The 18,029-nt window shown below is 45.7% G+C and carries 17 protein-coding genes; 3 read left to right on the forward strand and 14 right to left on the reverse strand.

The window, feature by feature from the left end; genetic code table 11:
- Positions 1-67: 67 nt before the first annotated feature.
- From STRDD12_RS08355 to STRDD12_RS05235, 3 genes are all read right to left on the reverse strand, one after another.
- Positions 68-1,810 carry a hypothetical protein gene (locus STRDD12_RS08355; RefSeq protein ID WP_066915823.1) on the reverse strand — a complete coding sequence of 581 codons (1,743 nt, stop codon included), beginning with the start codon at positions 1,808-1,810 and terminating at the stop codon, positions 68-70.
- An 8-nt stretch (positions 1,811-1,818) separates the two neighbouring features.
- Complete coding sequence (locus STRDD12_RS05230) at positions 1,819-2,229, reverse strand: hypothetical protein (protein WP_066915825.1); 411 nt, start codon at positions 2,227-2,229, stop codon at positions 1,819-1,821.
- Between the two features lie 172 nt (positions 2,230-2,401).
- Entirely contained in the window at positions 2,402-4,009 is a 1,608-nt protein-coding gene (locus tag STRDD12_RS05235; RefSeq protein ID WP_066916239.1) for a ribonuclease Y, read from the reverse strand.
- 165 nt (positions 4,010-4,174) lie between these two features.
- Between STRDD12_RS05235 and STRDD12_RS05240 the strand changes: the two genes are divergently transcribed.
- Positions 4,175-4,657, forward strand: coding sequence for an S-ribosylhomocysteine lyase (locus STRDD12_RS05240; protein ID WP_066915827.1), 483 nt, complete (start codon positions 4,175-4,177; stop codon positions 4,655-4,657).
- Between the two features lie 63 nt (positions 4,658-4,720).
- On the opposite strand, the gene STRDD12_RS05245 is transcribed toward STRDD12_RS05240, so the two are convergent.
- From STRDD12_RS05245 to STRDD12_RS05295, 11 genes are all read right to left on the reverse strand, one after another.
- On the reverse strand, positions 4,721-5,788 hold the full coding sequence (locus STRDD12_RS05245) for a hypothetical protein (protein WP_066915829.1): 1,068 nt from the start codon (positions 5,786-5,788) through the stop codon (positions 4,721-4,723).
- A gap of 3 nt (positions 5,789-5,791) precedes the next feature.
- Complete coding sequence (locus STRDD12_RS05250) at positions 5,792-6,604, reverse strand: ABC transporter permease (protein ID WP_066915831.1); 813 nt, start codon at positions 6,602-6,604, stop codon at positions 5,792-5,794.
- A gap of 7 nt (positions 6,605-6,611) precedes the next feature.
- Positions 6,612-7,397: an ATP-binding cassette domain-containing protein gene (locus STRDD12_RS05255; protein WP_066915833.1), complete on the reverse strand. Its 786-nt coding sequence runs from the start codon at positions 7,395-7,397 to the stop codon at positions 6,612-6,614.
- On the reverse strand, positions 7,394-7,909 hold the full coding sequence (locus tag STRDD12_RS05260; RefSeq protein WP_066915835.1) for a hypothetical protein: 516 nt from the start codon (positions 7,907-7,909) through the stop codon (positions 7,394-7,396). The genes STRDD12_RS05255 and STRDD12_RS05260 overlap by 4 nt, the downstream gene beginning before the upstream one ends.
- Positions 7,906-9,507 carry an Hsp70 family protein gene (locus STRDD12_RS05265; RefSeq protein WP_066915837.1) on the reverse strand — a complete coding sequence of 534 codons (1,602 nt, stop codon included), beginning with the start codon at positions 9,505-9,507 and terminating at the stop codon, positions 7,906-7,908. The genes STRDD12_RS05260 and STRDD12_RS05265 overlap by 4 nt, the downstream gene beginning before the upstream one ends.
- 10 nt (positions 9,508-9,517) lie before the next feature.
- Positions 9,518-11,299 (reverse strand): zinc ribbon domain-containing protein, encoded by a 1,782-nt coding sequence (locus tag STRDD12_RS05270; protein ID WP_066915839.1) that lies wholly within the window; start codon positions 11,297-11,299, stop codon positions 9,518-9,520.
- A 118-nt stretch (positions 11,300-11,417) separates the two neighbouring features.
- Entirely contained in the window at positions 11,418-12,392 is a 975-nt protein-coding gene (locus STRDD12_RS05275) for a hypothetical protein (RefSeq protein WP_066915841.1), read from the reverse strand.
- Positions 12,393-12,403: 11 nt separating this feature from the next.
- A complete protein-coding gene (locus tag STRDD12_RS05280; protein ID WP_066915843.1) occupies positions 12,404-13,432 on the reverse strand; it encodes a hypothetical protein in 1,029 nt (342 codons plus the stop codon).
- Positions 13,433-13,644: 212 nt separating this feature from the next.
- Positions 13,645-14,196 carry a ribosome hibernation-promoting factor, HPF/YfiA family gene (hpf, locus tag STRDD12_RS05285; RefSeq protein WP_066915845.1) on the reverse strand — a complete coding sequence of 184 codons (552 nt, stop codon included), beginning with the start codon at positions 14,194-14,196 and terminating at the stop codon, positions 13,645-13,647.
- Positions 14,197-14,275: 79 nt separating this feature from the next.
- The gene (locus STRDD12_RS08445) at positions 14,276-14,695 is read right to left on the reverse strand and encodes a ComF family protein (protein WP_231853445.1); all 420 of its coding nucleotides are present in this window, start codon (positions 14,693-14,695) and stop codon (positions 14,276-14,278) included.
- Positions 14,696-14,934: 239 nt separating this feature from the next.
- Positions 14,935-16,239 (reverse strand): ATP-dependent helicase ComFA, encoded by a 1,305-nt coding sequence (locus tag STRDD12_RS05295; protein WP_066915849.1) that lies wholly within the window; start codon positions 16,237-16,239, stop codon positions 14,935-14,937.
- A 45-nt stretch (positions 16,240-16,284) separates the two neighbouring features.
- Here STRDD12_RS05295 and STRDD12_RS05300 point away from each other — a divergent pair, with 45 nt between their 5' ends.
- Both STRDD12_RS05300 and cysK read left to right on the forward strand, forming a co-directional pair.
- Positions 16,285-16,911, forward strand: coding sequence for a YigZ family protein (locus STRDD12_RS05300; RefSeq protein ID WP_066915851.1), 627 nt, complete (start codon positions 16,285-16,287; stop codon positions 16,909-16,911).
- Positions 16,912-17,007: 96 nt separating this feature from the next.
- Positions 17,008-17,937: a cysteine synthase A gene (gene cysK, locus STRDD12_RS05305; RefSeq protein WP_066915853.1), complete on the forward strand. Its 930-nt coding sequence runs from the start codon at positions 17,008-17,010 to the stop codon at positions 17,935-17,937.
- Positions 17,938-18,029: the final 92 nt, after the last annotated feature.

Genomic DNA, 18,029 nt, shown 5'->3' on the forward strand with positions numbered 1-18,029 from the left:
ATATTTCCGTTAGCTTAAGTTTTTCAATAATTTTAAAACAAAAAAACGAGAATAACTCGTTTTTTGGCTAGTAATCCCCACTGCTGGCTTCTGTGCTATAGCTTTCATAAGACGAGTCAGTCGACGTGTCATAGGAACTGCTGGCTTGCGTATCTTCAGCGTAGTTATCTTCGTCATCATAGTCGTAGTCAGCGTAATCATCGTCTTCAGTCCTTGATACGCTAGAAGAAGATGCACTTGGTTTACTAGAAGACGAACGCGTTGAACTTGAGCTTGATGAGGAACTGGATGATGAACTTGCCTGGGTTTCTGTAGCTGTTTTAAGGGCTTTTTGGTAAGCTTCCTGATAGATTTTGTCAGCTTTCTTGTAGGTGACCTTTTCCTGTTTCTTTTTATCAGTTGACAGACCGTATTTGTCCACATAGTAGACAAAACCATCTGCTCCTAAAACCAGTTGATAAGAGGCCTTTTTGGCATCAACTTTGTCCTTGTAAAGAGCTTTGTAGTTGGTAGCGGTCACTGCTTTATCGTCAAAGGACGCTTCCGCTTCTTCCTCCAGTGACGTATAAAGCGCATGTTCACCTGATTTCAGACTATACACGCGATAACTAGAACTTGGTTGGTAATCTTCTGTCGCTCTACTTGTCACGTCAAGTCCCAAGACAGTTCCCTTGTATTGGCTACTGGTGACATCTAAGTCAGATGGCAATTCTTTGCCACTAACACCTGCCACACCTGCTAAAATTTCTTTTTGAGTGTCCGTTTTGAAGGTCACCACCTGAGGTTTGGTGGTATCTAGGTTTTCGATGGCATTAAACTGACCCTGCACGACGATACTCGTGTTAAAGGTGTCATATAACCACTTGCCATAACTTTCCATTACTTGGCTTTGTTCTTCCTTGGTTAAACCGGCTGCAGTATAGGTTGGCGCCTCTTCTGAGGAAGAACTGCTGGAACTGCTAGAAGTTGAACGAGACGATGACCCCTTTGTCTTATCGCTGCTAGAGGATTGAGAAGCGCTCTCAGACGAAGCCTTGGACTGGTCTTTCCCGTCTTTTTCATCCGACACAGAGTTTTCTGTGCTTGTGGAAGACTGACTGGTTTTGGACAAGTCGCTAGCGCTCGTTTGACTACTAGAAGCTTGGGGTACCACGACAGAGCTATCTTTAGGAACTTCTGTTTGTGTCTCTAACGCTTGCCCCTTGTTGTCATACACTTTTGTGGTCACCTGAGTTTGAGGGATAATGTTGCGGTAACTTGGTGTATAGTTGACAGAAACGACCCCTCTATCTGGCGTTTGCAAGTATTGGTAATGGTAATGAGTCGTCCAGAACTGGTACCAAGGGCGAGACGAATTCGTGTAGCTAGAAGATGTTACATAACCATCTTTCAAGTAAGCATTGGCGCTTTTGGCATTATCAAAGTCCCAAGTAGCCCCATTGCTAGTTCGGCGAAGTGTTACCCTTCCATCCTCATGATGGCTGACATAAAACAGTTCACGGTGATAGTTACTGTAGTAGTAATAGTCGCCTTTTTTCAAGAGCCCTTCAACCTGTGTCTGAGGCCGAGAGACGACACTTTTACCTGTTTTCGTGTTGGTGACTTTAAAGCTATTGTCCTTACGTTTTTCAATTTTATAACGTACCTTGCGACCGGTCTTTTTATCCACGACCGCTGTCGCATAAACCACTTGCGCATTGGTCAAGGCTGTACTTTGCGTATACTTACCAAGGATTAAGAAAGCCAGAAAGACAACCAGGCTGACAATCAACATGTTAAGGTATTTGAATTGTTTCAATCGTGCAATCATATGGTCTCCTATGCAAACAAGTAACCCACCACATAGCCGACAAAGGCTACAAGGATTAAAATTGCCCCACGACTAAGCAGACCCAAGGCAGTTAGCTGCGTATTCCAAAGCGTCTTGGGCTTTTTCACCGCTGGTTGGCTAGCTAAAAAAGGCGACTGGGAAAAACCGGCTTGATACATTTGAGCCCCTGCAGTCTCTCGGGAATTTGAGACAGCTGGCTTGGTACCGTTTATAGCAGGGTTAGCCCCAGCAAGGGCCTGTCCTTGCGACTGCGACGCGAAAGACTGTTTCTTTGCTAAATCCGCCACCGCAACTTGATGAGGGGCCAGCCTTTGCGTTTCTCCCTGTTGTAGTTCCGCCACGGTAGGTTTTCTACCATGCAATACTGTAAAGTCATCAATCCAACTTTTACGATCCATAAGCCACCTCTTTTGTCTTAATCTGTCATTAGTATAGCATTTACGGCCATAAAACTCAATCTATTTTTAGTTAGTTTTAAGGTGTATCATTGACTAAGTTTTAGGATTCTTGTCACTAAGCTAATGTTTTCAAAATGAGAATAAAAAAGGTTTGGGGTCAGGCCCCAAACCTTTATTTGGCATAATCTACAGCTCTAAGCTCCCGCACCAGAGTCACCTTGATGTTACCTGGGTAGTCGAGATTGTCTTCAATTTGTTTACGAACCTGATGAGCCAAAATTGTCATGTCATCATCTGACACCTTATTTGGTTCAACCATAATTCGAATCTCACGTCCAGCTTGTAGCGCATAACTGGTTTTAACCCCATCAAACTGTCCTGCAATTTCCTCGAGGTCGCGTAACCGTTTGATGTAATTTTCAATGGATTCGTTTCGAGCGCCTGGTCGTGCAGAGCTTAAAGCATCCGCTGCAGCCACTAAAACAGCGATAACACTGGTTGGTTCAACGTCGCCATGGTGACTGGCTATCGCATTGACCACAACTGGGTTTTCCTTGTATTTCTTGGCAAATTCTGTGCCAATTTCCACATGGCTACCTTCCACCTCGCGGTCAATCGCCTTGCCCATGTCATGGAGGAAGCCAGCCCGGCGAGCTAGGTCAACATTTTCCCCCATCTCACTCGCCATAAGACCAGCGAGTTTACCCACTTCAACAGAGTGCTGGAGAACATTTTGGCCATAGGATGTGCGGAATTGCAGGCGTCCCATGATTTTTATCAAATCTGGATGCATGTTGACTGCCCCAATTTCAAAGGCGGCTGCCTCACCTGCCTCACGGATACGATTATCCATTTCCAGACGATTCTTTTCAACCAATTCTTCAATCCGAGCGGGATGAATCCGGCCATCTTGAATAAGTTGTTCCATGGTCATGCGAGCAATTTCCCGCCTAATCGGGTCAAAGCTCGACAAGACAACAACTTCTGGCGTATCGTCAATGATGACGTCAATACCAGTCAAGCTTTCAAAAGTACGGATATTTCGACCTTCACGTCCAATAATCCGCCCTTTCATACTATCATCTGGTAGGTGAACCGTTGTCACTGTTTGTTCGGTAACAAAATCCCCCGCCATACGTTGCATGGCCTGAGCCAAGAGTTCTTTCGCCTCACGGTCTGCCGTACGACGCACTTCTTGGTTAGCCTCACGGATACGGTTGGCAATGTCATGCCGCAAGTCTTTTTTGGTCTCAGCCAAAATGAGTTCTTGGGCTTCTTCTTGGGTTAAGGACGCAATGCGTTCTAACTCGGCTTGCTGTTTTGCTTCTAGCTGGCTTACAGCGTCTTCACGGTCATCTAAATGTTTAGCTTTATCCGTTAAACTCTGTTCTTTGCGCTCAAGTACCTGTTCTTTGTTTGATAAATTTTCATCCTTGCGGTCTAAGACAGTCTCACGCTGCGTTAGGCGCACTTCCATTTCTTTTAGTTCATGGCGTTCGGATTTAAATTCTTCTTGTATCTCAACACGATATTTACGGGCCTCTTCTTTGGCTTCGAGCAGGAGCTCTTTTTGGCGTGCTTTATTGTCACGCTCGTTTACCCGACGCTGATGGGCTAAATCTTCTTGCGTTTGTTGGCGCAACAATTCGGACTCAGCCTGCGCATTTTGAAGAGTCATTTGGGCTTCTTCTTGGATAGCCTTTTGGCTATTTTTAGAAAGCACAAATCCAATTATCCAACCTAGGAGAGCAAAAACAAGGGCTGCCACTATAGTGATAATGAACATGTTTTTACCTCTAAATTCTAAAGTTTCTTAAAAGAAACCTATCTTTAATTCTATCATAATCTAGACCCCTTCTCAATCTAAAAGCTGACAGAGTTTTCTTTTTTTGCTACCATAAAGAAAAAATACCTTAGGCTTAGGCCCATTTAAAAGGAGATTTCCATGACCAAAGAAGTCGTTGTCGAAAGTTTTGAACTTGATCACACTGCTGTTAAAGCCCCTTACGTCCGCCTCATTGCCACAGAAAGTGGCCCTAAAGGCGACACTATTACCAATTTTGACGTCCGACTGGTTCAGCCCAATGAAAATGCCATTCCAACTGGTGGTCTACACACCATCGAACATCTCTTGGCGAAACTCATTCGTGAGCGCATCGATGGCATGATTGACTGCTCACCCTTTGGCTGTCGCACGGGTTTTCACTTGATTATGTGGGGAGAACCTGACGCCACTACCATTGCCAAAGTGATTAAATCTTCTCTGGAAGAAATTGCCAATGGCGTTCGCTGGGAAGATGTCCCAGGAACAACCATTGAATCCTGCGGTAACTACAAAGACCACAGCCTCTTTTCTGCACAAGAATGGGCGAAACTCATTCTTTCTCAAGGGATTTCTGACCAGCCCTTTGAACGCCACATCGTCTAAGGCTCCAAAGAAAAGCCAAGTGGCAACAGCAAAGACCAGCAACGACAGGTTGCTGGTCTTTTTTTATTGTCCAAATTGATTTAAGAGTTTTTGGTATTCTTTTTGGATATCGCTTGGGGCTTCCTTATACTGTGCAAAATCAAACTTACCTTCCAAGCCATAGTTGCTGACTTCGTACACGACACCATTGTCTGCAAGAACCATCTGGTAAGAAGCCTGATTGGCATCCACCTGCTGGCTATAATAGTCTTGGTAACTGCCATAAGCGCTAACTTTTTGCGCAAATTCTTGCTCCTGCGTCAAGATTCCATGCTCTTTGGATCTGGTATGATACACGCGAAAGACCGACGTCGACTGATAGTCATTGACAGCATCACTGCCCAACACAAGGCCAAGGGCGGCGAGATCAACAGTTGACGGGTAAGTCTCAAAACGGTCCCGGTCTACCGTCTGCTGATCAATGGCAAAAGGCCCTTGATTAGCAGACAAGCTATCAGCAACCGGCGTTCCGACCAAGCGTCCCAATAGGGTCCCGTCGGGCGTAGTCACTGTTGTCCAGGACAGCCCCTGGGAGCTGGCCGTCACATTAAGTGGCGTCTGAATGACCATAGCTCCCTTGCCATAGCGACTTGTCGCCAGCCAGTTGGCGAAATGTTGGTTGATTTGGCGAATGGCATCATCGGTCAAACTGATGTTTTTCATCTCAACCTTAGGCTGCGCTTGGCTAACCTTGGCCCAATCTTCATTGGCCTTGAGCAACTGGGTCTCCCCCACTGTTCGATAGGTATTCCCTTGAACTGTCAGTTTGGCTTTTTGCCAAGGCAAGAAGCCTTGTGTCAGGACTAAGGCGCCTTCTTTTCCTGGCAACTCAATGCGCAGAGAGGCTTTTCCCGTGATTTGAGGGCTGGCTTGAAAAACTTCCCCCGTAGCCTCATTTTTGATTTGAAAGACATCCTTATCTAACCGATGCACCTCAAAGAAAACCTGTTGCGACGTTTTTAGCTTTTGTGTTTCGATGCGATAGACCACTTGGGTGGAAGAAAAGGCTGTCGTCCGTCGCCAGGCACCTGCTACTAAGCCCAGAAGGAAACAAAAGAACGCCAGGATAAAAAAGAAATAACGCTTCATCATAACCTACCTTTTTTTGTAACGTAACAAAAGCACAAAACACAAGGCGTAAACCACAGCATGCCAAAACAGGGCCTGCCAGGCATCCATTAGGGCTGACGACTTGGCGGTGAATTGGTCCAACTGTGCCTTGGGCAAAGCTAGTCCAAACTTTGCCATCTGAGAGGGGATCTCACGCAAACCATTAATGGCTCCAAAGGCCTTGTGACCTGCCCCTAAAAAGATGCCCTTTTCTGTCCAGTTAATCGCTTTGGGCAATTGCAAAACGGTCCCAGACAGCGCAAATTGAACAATTCCTACAACAACAGCCAGAATCACTGAAGAAATTTCACTCGTTCCCGCAAGGCTAGAAATCACCAGAGCCAAAAAATGCGCCGACAGGAAAACTAAGAGCACTGTGACAAAAAGATCACTATCAAATGCCCCAAAAACAATCCCCTTAGCTTTTAAGTCCTTATCAAAGACATTTGCCACCCAATGGTAGCCAAATACAAAGACTAGGGCTTCGATAATGGCATAGCCCGTATTAAAGAGCAAAGTGGCAACTGCAAAGCCCGTTCGCGACAGACCCGAGAAGAAATCACGGTCCAAGACAGAGCGCTCCTTGGAAATATAAATGGCATTTTGGACTAAAATAAGTAGAGCTGACGAAAAGAGCAACAAAAAGGTTGTCATGCGTGTCGATTCAAATTGCTCCAAGAAGTCTTTTTTCTGAATATAAACAATTAAGACTTCAAACAAGAGAATGCCAAACAATACCTTGACAAAGTCTGTCCAGCTATTCTTAAACTTGTAAAAAGATAAACGTAAACTTGCCATAAATCTCCTAGATACGATAGACGCGGCTGGAACGGTCCAACTCCTTGTAAATCTCTGCTAGATTCAAATCCAAATATTTACTAATGTCATGTGGGTCAGTCGTCTTGTATTCCAACAGTAATTCTTCATAGGTGCCGACAAAGGTTGGTAAGCCATGTGACATAAAAATCATACGATCCAAAATACTCAAATTCTCAGTATTATGCGTGATGACGATAATGGCTTTGTTAGCTGAGCGTGCCAAAATGCGCAAGGTTCGAAGCAGATTGCGGTCACTCAAGGCATCTAAGCCGCTGGAGGGCTCATCTAAGATAAAGTAACGGGAGTCACTCAACAACTCAACGCCTATGGAAACCCGTCTTTGCTGACCACCTGACAATTCTGACACTTTTTTGCGCCAGAAAGGGGTCAATCCCAAGTCCTCAACCACCCGGTGCACCTGCGTTTCTTTTTCAGCACGAGAGCGCCCCCTCAGATGGATATCTGCATAGGTTTTAAAGGTTTCTTCTACCGTCAAATAGTCGCGCAACAAATTTTTCTGTGGCACATATGCCCAAGGGGTTTCCCGATGAGACACACGATAGCCATCCTCAATCATGCCAAACTGATGACAGGTCGGTTTGAGGCGCCCTAGCAAAATCTCTGTGAGTGTTGTTTTACCGCTACCAGACGCTCCCAGAATACCGACTAACTCACCTGTACGAATGGTCACATCTAGGTGGTTAAAGAGCGCTTGGTCATTGCCCTTATACTGAAAACAAATATGGTTAAAGGTCAGTTGATGTGGTGTCACGATTTCTCCTCATGTGCATAAAGTAAAAACAAAATGAAGGCCACTAAGGCAATAATGAGTAGTAAAACCAGGTTCAAGTGAAAAACAAGAACTAGACTAGTCGCTAAGACTGTCCCTAAAAGTCCCAAATAGCGCAAGAGACCCGCCTTTTTTGGCCCTTGATAACTGTCAGGGCTTTGTGTTTGGAAAGCAGGCTGCGCTACCAGAAAGGCTTGGTTTTGTCTTTTAGCCGCTTCTTCCTGATAGGCGGCCACCAAGGCTTTGTCGTAAGCATCCTTGGCCGAAAAATCAACAAAACACTTCTTGGCCTCTGCAATATGGGCCAGCAAAGCAGTATCGTCTGCTGATAAGCCAATATGCGCATCACGACTATTTAGCTCCTCACTTAGACGATTGAGGAGAATAAAATTAGCATTTGCCGACGCATCTGGTCTGAGGCTTTCAGCCAGAGGGGCTAGCAAGGCGAGTTTCTGCCCATCGGTCGTTCGCCCTTTATAGTAATCAATCATCATAAGGTATAGGCGTCAAAGATAGCTTGTAACTCGGTTAAATCATCATCCACAAATTGACTCAAAGTTGTGTTGACGGTTAACTGGTTGATGATTTCTCCCGTCACACTATCGGTAATAGTGATGTAGACAATCTGCTCTTCGTCAAAATCTAGGCGTATGCTGATAAGCTTTTCCCCAGCCTGTCTTGGTGTGGCTAAGGGTTCTACGCGATTGAGAATGATATCAACATCCATAGGATTTTCATAATTTCCTTCTGTCAAACGCAGCCCAAAATTTGTCTGGCCATCAACCGTCGCGACCAGGTCATCCTTGATAAAGGTTGCTGGAATGACCGTATTACGAGGGACGATAATACGGTTATAGTAATCCCCGACAAAAGGATAGGATTGGGCACTGGACTTTTTCAAGAGTATCCCTAACCCCTGCGAAGTCACATCACGAATCACCAGACCATCTGTCTTCGCATCCAAATCTTCACTAGCTTGCGTTTCACTAAAGGTGACCCCGTGATTTACCATCAAGTCGGCGATAATCGCTGCTCCCTCAGCGACAATAATATCTGGATTGAGGTCATATTCTGGTTTTTTACCTGAAAGAGCTTCAATCATCAAGCGAACGACGGGCATACGGGTTGAGCCCCCCACCAGTAAGATATGGTCAATGTCCTTCCAAGTCAAACCAGATGAACGCAGGGTCGTCTCCAACTTGATTTGCGTGTCTTTTAGTAAGGGTTGAATTTCCCGTTGAAAATCATTTTGTGTGATTTCAACTTCATACTCAGCCGTTTCGGTCATGTATTCAAAGTAGGTCGCATCATTAACAGATAGGGCAATCTTGAGTTTTTCTGCTTCATAGAGGAGTTGCGTCTCTTGTTGGGCTGTTAGCTTGGTCATATTGACCCCTTGGTCTTCCAAACGACGAATCAATAATTTCGCCAACTGCTTATCAAAATCAAGCCCACCCAATCGGTGATTGCCATCTGTTGCCTTGATATCGTAATGCTGACCAGCAACCTGTAGGACAGTCACATCAAAGGTGCCACCCCCCAAGTCATAAACAAGGATATTGCCATTGACGCCACGGTCATGCGCATAGGCAATGGCTGCTGCCGTCGGTTCATTGATAATCCGAAGCACTTCAAATCCTGCCAAACGCCCTGCATTTTTCGTCGCCGCGCGTTGTTTGGAGGTGAAATAAGCCGGTACGGTGATGACCACTTGAGGCGCCGTTTTTTCGTGGCCTTCTTCCTCTTGCAATTTTCCAATGCGTTTTTTAAATTCATTGAGAACCATGGCCGACAAAATCACCGAGTTAATTTGCCGATTGTCTGGTGTTTTTGTCACAACGTTCTTTGCGATGTCCCGCTTAAAGTCCATGCGGAAATTTTCCACATGCCCTGAGGATAGCCCTCTATTGATTGCCTCACGTCCAACACTCACGCGCATTTTGCCACCAATATTGGAAAAATAGACGGCTGAACGTAGCACAATCTCATCATTTGCTCCCACACGAACGATTTCGGTTTGCCCACTGGCATCTCGTGTGGCTAAAACAGAATTGGTCGTCCCAAGGTCTATTCCATAAGCTCTGTTTGCCATGTCCTCTCCTTTAGCTGACTGTATTTTCTGTTGATATCACAGATGAGTCACCATTTGTTCCTGTGATGTAGTAGTCAGTGTAAGTATAGCTATTGCTGTAATAGTAGTTTGAGTCTGATTGTTTCTTTTTATCGCGATTTTCTTTGAGCGATACCGTACAAGACCAAGACAGCTTTTGTTTAATCGTTCCGTAAGACCGATGTTGCGAACTATAGCTGTAGCCAAAGGTATAGACAACCGTAAAATCGACCTGATAGCTATCTTTTCCAACTTGGGTAACCTTGGTCACGTCCACGTCACTAAAATCGATGTAATCAGCGCTACGATTTTTGGCACCTGTCGTATTACTGTCAATAGTTGCTTTGACGTCTGTGTAAAACTTATTTTGATTGCCGTTTTTAAAGACATCCGTCAGGCCGTTTGGGGTTTCCTCATAGTCTGCATAAGATTCTAATTTACTGTAAGCAACAGTAACCAAGTCATCAGCCGTATCACGGTCTAAAATTTCCTTAGAAGTATCTAAGGTCAAGCTTTCCCCGTCAGTAATGGAGGATACAGCCACTTGGTTATCTGACTGAATCGAGCTTTTATCTTGGAAGGTTTTCTTCACATAAACTAGGGCATCCCCTGCGACAGCCAAGTTTTTCACTTCTGCTTCGCCGTCGACCAAACTGCCTACTTTTTTGGCACCGACATAGAGGTCACCGTCACTAATATTTGATGACACAGAAAAGCTGACATACTGCACATTCATCTTGACAGTCTGACTGCGAGTGATAACAACATCCTGAGATAGGCTAATCGACTGACCACTGACTGTGCCGACAGCACTAAAGGCGTATGAACCTGGGTAGAGGTGTTTTAGTTCCTTTTTATCATTCGTTCCACTTGTCTTGAAAACTTCTTGGTCATTGGCTGACACGGTCAAGTCCTTGGTATTAGTGGTCACTGTAATATCAACAGGGTCCACAAGGACAGCCCACTTAGGAAAAATCAAGAATTCTCGACCAACCACCTGCATCTTGTCACCAGACAGCAATTGCTTTTTGTTAGTCACCCGTGCCATGGTTTTCTTCGATTGATAGGTCAGCTCCTTGCTGGAAATGGTCTTTTTCGTGTCACTCCAGACTTCGTAGCTTAAGCTGTCTTCTACTGTGCCTTTAACGGCCTTGAGGTAACGCGTCGCCACTTGCTCACGGGAAAAATAGAAGCTCCCATAGAAGAAGCCAGCAAAACCTGCCACTAGACAGATGACCAAAGCAATGAGGCCACGCTTCTTCCATTTATTCATTTTCGGTTTAAGTGGTGGTAGCACTTGACCACCAACGGGCACTTGGTTCTGGTAAGTGGCTGCTGATTTGGCAGAGGCTGCCTCCCCTGTCCCTGCTAGAAAGGGCGTAATGGACTCCAAAGCATAATCCGCTTGCTGGCCTTGTGCCATCTCTGCCTCTGTTGGGTAACGCCCCACAAAGGTCAAAAATTTCTCCACCCAAATTTCCTCAGGAGTCGTTGCAAGGTCTGCCTCCGAGCTCGAAGCAGGGACTGTCTCTGATCCTCTAGCAGGCGCTTGTTCAGCTAGATAGGCCGCTTCTTCGGTCAGATCATAAACCGCTTCTTCAAGAGGCTCTTCACCATTGGCTTCCGTTTTTGCATCATCAAAGGGAATCCCTGCGATTGGTTTGATACTCTTAGGGTCAAAGCCTGATGCCTTTCCTGCCTGAAATTCCTCTGGTTTGGGATCGCGTCCAACAATCTGCCGAAACAAATCTACCCAACGATTCTGTGTTGCCATATTCTCTCCTTTTTTGACAAGAAAGGCCACTTGTTTTCAATGCAACAAGTAGCCTTTTTGCTTAACTTTTCTGATACGAATCGTAAAGCTATGCTAGCTTTTTTGTCTATTACTCGATTTAGTAATTGCTGTGTTTTGGCACAGTTGTCACCACATAGCCAAAGTTGCTCTTGGCATCTTCTTTGACACTGAAGCTAACACGGTCTTTTTTCCATGTGCCATTTTCCGCTTGATAGCTAACAACGTAGACCACAGCAAAGCCATTTTTATCTTGGCGGATTTTTTCTAGCGTGCTACCTGCATAAGACTTGACAATCACTTGATGCACATCCTTTTGGATATCACCATCCAGATACAAGGAGAGGTAATCTACCTTGTTTGATGAGACGTAAGTGCTCAAGAAAAAGTTGCTAAAGACATTAATTTTATCTTGGTTGTCTTGTAAGGTCTTAACTTCTTTGAGTTCTTGACGCGCTTGAGAAAGGGCCGATGTTTGATAAATACTCACTCCCAAGGCCAAAAATGCAAGCAATAGTGCTACAGCCGTTACTATGAAATTGCCAGACGCTTTCTTTTTGGACGGCTTAACTGCTTGAGGAGTTGTTGGATGTGAAGCCCCTTGAGCTTGAGCCTCTTGAGCCAACTGTTGCTCCTTGCGCTTTTGGCGACGGCCTTTTTTCTTCTTAGTTGGTAACTGTGGTTGAGCTTGCACAAAGGAGGCTGGTGTAGAAGATTTCAGGACACCCCCAGCAATCAGGTTAATTTCTTGTAAGTCAAATTGTGTTGAACGTGCTGCCTGTACTTCTGAAGCACTTGGTTCACGACCGACAACTTGACGAAAAGCATCCACCCAACGGGCTTCCTGGGCATTAATTTCTTGCCCTTTAAAAGTAGGGCTTTGATAGCTGACAGTGGCTGTAGAGCCCGCTACTGGCGCCTCAGAAATTGCAACACTGTCATCAGAAACCGCTGCAATTGCCTTGATGGATTTTGGATCAAAACCAGTTTGTTTCCCTTGAATGAATTCTTTGGCTGTTGGTTTACGGCCGACGACCTGCTCAAATAATTGTGTCCATTTTTGTTGTGTTGCCATAGTTTTCCTCCTTAGTTTCCTGCACCAAAAAGGCTGCTAAAAGATTGGGCAAAGGTGTTACTTGCTTGATTGAGGTAGTTACCGATAGAAGCACCAACGGTTGCCAAGACTAAGACGACAATAAGGGTCACGATTAGCGAAACAGCCACCATCGTCAACAAGGTTGTCAAACCTTTAGAGAGTTTAGCTACCCCTTGGTTGGCCCCAATAGCCAGCGAAGCCATGAAGATAGAGAAAACAACCAGCTGTAAGAAAATCAAAATGTAAACAAGGACACTGGCCGTTCCCATGAAACTAAACAACAAGGCTAAGAAGTTGACCGCCAAAATCAAGGGGAAGTAACCAAAAGCACGTCCCAAACGTTGCCAGTAGTTGTCATTTGGGTAGTTGGCGTCTTTGAGAATACGGCTGAGAGCAATAGGCCCAAAGTAACCAATCAGGAGCAAGGCCAAAAAGGCAAAATAAGTCCCAAAACCAAAAATATTAGCAAAGACCCTTGGCCCGATCAAGGAGGCCATGCCACTATAGAGACTCACCGAGTTCGTTGCCAGAGAAGTCAAAAGACCTGAAAAAATAGTGACGAAGAAATTACGTAGTACCCCTGCGCCGATGATAGCAATGATGACCGTCGTAATAATCCCAAAGACTGGGTGAGACTCCGTATCCGTCGCTTCAGGCTTGTAGAAACCTTTGGCAAACCACTTGAAATAATTGACAAAAGCTTGACCAACTGGGTTCGGTTGTTTGGCAAAGGCCGCATAGTCAAAACCTGCTTGACCGGGGTGCGCATAGGCTTGGCCACCGAACGTTGCTTGAGCACCAACAGGTGGCTCTTGCCCTGCAACTGTCTGACTAGCTTGCGCTTGTTGCGTAAATGCTTGGCCTTGTGGCTGAACATATTCTGATGCTGTGGAGCCTTGCACCGCTTGGCTTTGTGGGGCGTCAATTTCTCCGCTAGCAATGGCTTGCTGAATTTCCTGAACAGTGGCCGGTCGGCCGTTAATCGCCTCAAAATACTCTTGCCAATCTTGTTGGTTCATGAATTGTCTCCTCCTCGGTCTGATGACCATAGTTTTCCTAATCTAATCTTAAAGGTACATTTAGTGTATCATAATCATCATTATTGTCAATGGACTTTTGTCAGCAAAAGCCCTTACAAAACGCTAAAAAATCATGCCTGGACCTATTTAGTGACAAATATCAGGTCAAAAAAAGAAGACCAGAAAACTGGCCTTCCTGAAGGAAAATGGGCTTATTTGGCTTCAATTAAACCAACTTCACCATCTTCACGTTTATAAATCACATGCGCTTTGGTTGTTTCAACATCTGAATAGATGAAGAAGTCATGTCCCAAAAGTTCCATTTGTAGGAGAGCTTCATCCAATGTCATCGGTTCAAGGTCAACCACCTTGGTACGAACCACCTTGGCACTTGGGATTTCTTCGGTTTTTTCTTGTTCAAACTCTGGCGTAAAGACCTGATTCGTTGGAACTTTCGCACGTGTGCGTTTAGCAATCTTTGTCTTGTTACGACGGATTTGACGTTCTACCTTATCCACAACCAGGTCAATGGATCCGTACATATCCTGTGAAACGTCTTCAGCACGCAAGGTTACTGATGAGTCCACAAAGACGGTCAATTCCACCTTAGCGGATTTTTCACGGTAGACTTTCAAATTCACACGAACAGTCAACTCACGATCAGCATTGAAGTATTTTTCCAACTTCGCTGTCTTGTCTTCGACATAGGCACGCAGGCTGTCAGTGACTTCGATATTTTCTCCTCGGATGTAATATTTAATCATATTAGAATCCTCTTTCTAAACGCTAAGCGCTTTCTTTACTATTATTATAACCTTTTCAACACAAAATGCAAGTCTCGCCCTAACGACACAAAGACAAGCTACGCACATGGGCTACACCCGCTTCTAGCAAGGCTTCCTTGGCCAATTGTAGGGTCGCTCCTGTCGTATAAATGTCGTCACACAGTAAAATTTTTGTTGGCAAATCAACAGAATCTTTCACTGCAAACACTTGCTGGCTGGCCAAACGTTGGGTGCGATTTTTTGAGGATTGTTTGGCACTGTCCATTTTGGTCAAGACCTCTTTATGGGCAAGGCCAGCAGCATCTAAGAGGGCCGTCACTTGATTAAAACCTCGTTCTTTATAGGTGGCAGGACTAGTTGGAATGCCAACCAAGGTCCATTCCTTTTCTTTTTGCAACAGTTCACGAAGATCAGGGGCGAAAACCTGAGCCAAGGCATAGTCTCCCAAAAACTTGTAGCGGCTAAAAAATGCCCTCATGGCCTCATTATAGTGATAGAGGGCTTGGTGCGCCACTTCTCGGCCCCTTGCCTCCCAATCAGAACAATCCTCACAGATGTCAGCCTCTCCTTCCTTGTAACAGCGCAGGCAATGGCAATCTGAAATCCTTACAAAACTGGCCTGACAATCTGAGCATAAGGAGGGAGACGCTGGCGAAAAGGTCAAGAGGTCGGTAAAGCGCCAAGGTCTGCTAATGGGTTGAAAACAATACAAACACCTCATGAAAAACCTCCCTTGGCATTCATCTCCTGGATGGCCTGTCTCGCTCGGACCATCGCTCGGGTCTTGCCTTCGTGGTAAAAGCGTAAGAGGCCCTCCGGGCGGTCAGAACTCCGCCCAACACGCCCTGCGATTTGGACCAGACTGCTTTTGGTGTAGAGCCTGTGATGGGCCCAAAGCACAAAAACATCGACGCCTGGAAAAGTGACCCCTCGCTCTAATATGGTCGTCGTCACCAAGATATCCAATTGACCACTACGAAAGGCTTCGACAACGGTCAAGCGCTGTGCCTCCTGGCTGGAAACATAGCCGATTTTTTGATGGGGCAGGGCAGTTTTTAAACTTTGGGCCAAGCGTTCCCCTAATGCAATATGAGGAAAAAACAATAAGAGGGGAAAGCCTGTCGCTCTTTGTGCTTTGATGTCACGAACTAATGCGCGGGGGAGAAGGCCTTTTTTCACCCCTTTTTCCAAACCGTTCAGCCAGGAAAAACTGGGAACAACCAAGGGATGCCCGTGAAAGCGTCTAGGTAGGTCCAACTGAAGGAGCTGACCTGCTTTTACCTTGGCTTCCAGAGCATCCGTAGAGGTTGCTGTTAGAAAGACTTGGACGCCGTCCAAAGCTAGCGCTGTTTCCACAGCATAGTAAAGGGAAGCGTCATCCACGAATGGAAAGGCATCCACCTCATCGATAATAATCACATCAAATGCCTGATAAAAGCGATAGAGCTGGTGAACCGTTGCCACCAATAAAGGGCAGCGAGTATAAGGCTCACTATGACCGTGCAAGAGCCCTACCTTACAGGAAAAATCCCGTTTCAGACGCTTGTGCAATTCGATACAAACGTCAATCCTAGGGCTAACAACTGCACAAGCACCACCTGTCTTAAGCACCTGGTCAATCGTTTGGTAAATCATCTCTGTCTTACCCGCTCCCGTCACCGCATGAACCAAGCAATCTTGCCCTTTCGAGACAGTTTGACAGAGACGCTCAGAAACTTCTCTCTGATAAGGGGTCAATTCTCCCTGCCAGACCAAATAAGACTGGGCCACAAAAGCTTTCCGAGGCAAATGATAGAGGCAATCTTCTGACACTAATCGCCCCATAACCAAGCAATGGCGGCAGTAAAAACGTCCATCTGGAAGTTGACCTTCAGGACTGACAGTTTCCCCACAGCGCCGACAGAGGAGCTGATTTTTGGTCGTTTTAAATGCACTCAGTTGCTGGTAGGCGGGGCCAGAAGCTGTGCCTAACTCGCTTTTGGTCAGCCAACGGCCATAGTGGTTTTCATTATAGGTTGTCATACTAGTCTATTCGTCAACTGCACTAAAAAATGGTAGACTTAAGGTATGACTTATTTCACTATTGCCTCAGACGGTAGCTACGAAGAAGAAATTAAAAAATCGCGGTTTATCTGCTACCTCAAACGGATTACAACAGAAGAAGAGGGGCGAGCTTTCATTGCCACCCTCAAAAAACAACACCATAAGGCCTCTCATGCCTGTTCTGCAATGATTATTGGCGAAAATGCAGACATCAAGCGGTCCAGCGATGACGGAGAGCCCAGTGGAACTGCCGGAGTCCCCATGCTGACTGTCCTTGAAAAACAAGAGCTGACCAATGTGGTCGCAGTGGTCGTGCGGTATTTCGGTGGGATTAAACTGGGCGCTGGAGGGCTCATTCGCGCTTACTCAGGCAGCCTAGCTGCTGGCATCCTAGCCCTTGGGAGAGTCATGGTTACGCAACAAGAGCTCCTAGAGCTGTCTTTAAGCTATTCCCAATACCAAAATTTCGAGAGTTTTGCCCAGCAAGAAGAAGTGACCATCCTAGACCAAACCTTTTCTCAAGACGTACAGGTCACTATCAGCCTTTCTCCTGAGCGAGAAGCAGACTTTAAACAAGCCTTGACGGAGCTTTATCACGGCCCTATCCCCATCACTTCTGTCGGCAAGAAAGAGGTCGAAATCCCTCTGTGATACGTTTTTCCTATCGTAGTGATTAGAAAAAACTATTTTACAAGACCATGCGAGACCCTTATACTATAAGCAATTACGCTATAGAGAGGTATTTACATGGCAACTATTTATGAATCTATCACAGACCTTATTGGTCAAACCCCTATCGTTAAGCTTCACCACACAGCACCTGAAGACGCCGCTGATGTTTACGTAAAAATCGAAGCCTTCAACCCTGGTTCTTCTGTGAAAGACCGGATTGCTTTAGCCATGATTGAAGCAGCTGAGCGCGATGGCATCATCAAACCCGGTGATACAATTGTTGAACCAACTTCCGGTAACACTGGTATCGGCCTGTCTTGGGTGGGAAGCGCGAAAGGCTACAAAGTTATTATCGTCATGCCAGAAACCATGAGCGTTGAACGTCGCAAGTTGATCCAAGCCTATGGGGCTGAGCTCGTCTTGACACCAGGTAGCGAAGGCATGAACGGTGCGATTGCTAAGGCGCAAGAAATTGCCAAAGCAAAAAATGGCTGGGTGCCATTGCAATTTGCCAACCCTGCTAACCCTGCTATCCACGAGACGACAACAGGTGCTGAGATTCTTGACGCTTTCGGCAAAGATGGTTTAGATGCCTTTGTTTCTGGTGTCGGTACTGGAGGAACGGTTTCAGGTGTCTCTCATGCCTTGAAAAAAGCCAACCCAGAAATCCAAGTCTATGCAGTCGAAGCAGACGAGTCAGCTGTCTTGTCTGGTGAAAAGCCTGGCCCACATAAAATTCAGGGGATTTCAGCTGGCTTTATTCCAGATACTTTGGACACAAAGAGCTACGATGGTATTCTGCGTGTGACATCTGAAGATGCCATCCAGACTGCTCGCTTTGTCGGTGCCAATGAAGGCTTCTTACCTGGTATTTCTTCAGGAGCAGCTATTGCGGCAGCGGTTGAATTGGCGAAAAAACTTGGCAAAGGCAAAAAAGTCTTGGCCCTCTTACCTGATAACGGCGAACGTTACCTCTCAACAGCCCTCTATGATTTTGAGGTCTAAAATACATCATTGATAAGACACAAATGACCTGAGACGATTGTCTCAGGTCATTTTGTTTGTTCATTTTCTAAAAAACCAGCAGAAACGCCAAG

It is taken from the genome of Streptococcus sp. DD12 (assembly GCF_001578885.1).
GTDB lineage: Bacteria > Bacillota > Bacilli > Lactobacillales > Streptococcaceae > Streptococcus.

What these genes read in the sequence shown, in the direction of transcription:
- STRDD12_RS08355 (WP_066915823.1), bottom strand. Translation starts at nt 1,810, where the DNA reads ATGATTGCACGATTGAAACAATTCAAATACCTTAACATGTTGATTGTC.
- STRDD12_RS05250 (WP_066915831.1), bottom strand. Translation starts at nt 6,604, where the DNA reads ATGGCAAGTTTACGTTTATCTTTTTACAAGTTTAAGAATAGCTGGACA.
- STRDD12_RS05260 (WP_066915835.1), bottom strand. Translation starts at nt 7,909, where the DNA reads ATGATGATTGATTACTATAAAGGGCGAACGACCGATGGGCAGAAACTC.
- STRDD12_RS08445 (WP_231853445.1), bottom strand. Translation starts at nt 14,695, where the DNA reads ATGAGGGCATTTTTTAGCCGCTACAAGTTTTTGGGAGACTATGCCTTG.
- STRDD12_RS05265 (WP_066915837.1), bottom strand. Translation starts at nt 9,507, where the DNA reads ATGGCAAACAGAGCTTATGGAATAGACCTTGGGACGACCAATTCTGTT.
- cysK (WP_066915853.1), top strand. Translation starts at nt 17,008, where the DNA reads ATGGCAACTATTTATGAATCTATCACAGACCTTATTGGTCAAACCCCT.
- STRDD12_RS05280 (WP_066915843.1), bottom strand. Translation starts at nt 13,432, where the DNA reads ATGAACCAACAAGATTGGCAAGAGTATTTTGAGGCGATTAACGGCCGA.
- STRDD12_RS05240 (WP_066915827.1), top strand. Translation starts at nt 4,175, where the DNA reads ATGACCAAAGAAGTCGTTGTCGAAAGTTTTGAACTTGATCACACTGCT.
- STRDD12_RS05245 (WP_066915829.1), bottom strand. Translation starts at nt 5,788, where the DNA reads ATGATGAAGCGTTATTTCTTTTTTATCCTGGCGTTCTTTTGTTTCCTT.
- STRDD12_RS05270 (WP_066915839.1), bottom strand. Translation starts at nt 11,299, where the DNA reads ATGGCAACACAGAATCGTTGGGTAGATTTGTTTCGGCAGATTGTTGGA.
- STRDD12_RS05295 (WP_066915849.1), bottom strand. Translation starts at nt 16,239, where the DNA reads ATGACAACCTATAATGAAAACCACTATGGCCGTTGGCTGACCAAAAGC.
- STRDD12_RS05230 (WP_066915825.1), bottom strand. Translation starts at nt 2,229, where the DNA reads ATGGATCGTAAAAGTTGGATTGATGACTTTACAGTATTGCATGGTAGA.
- STRDD12_RS05275 (WP_066915841.1), bottom strand. Translation starts at nt 12,392, where the DNA reads ATGGCAACACAACAAAAATGGACACAATTATTTGAGCAGGTCGTCGGC.
- hpf (WP_066915845.1), bottom strand. Translation starts at nt 14,196, where the DNA reads ATGATTAAATATTACATCCGAGGAGAAAATATCGAAGTCACTGACAGC.
- STRDD12_RS05300 (WP_066915851.1), top strand. Translation starts at nt 16,285, where the DNA reads ATGACTTATTTCACTATTGCCTCAGACGGTAGCTACGAAGAAGAAATT.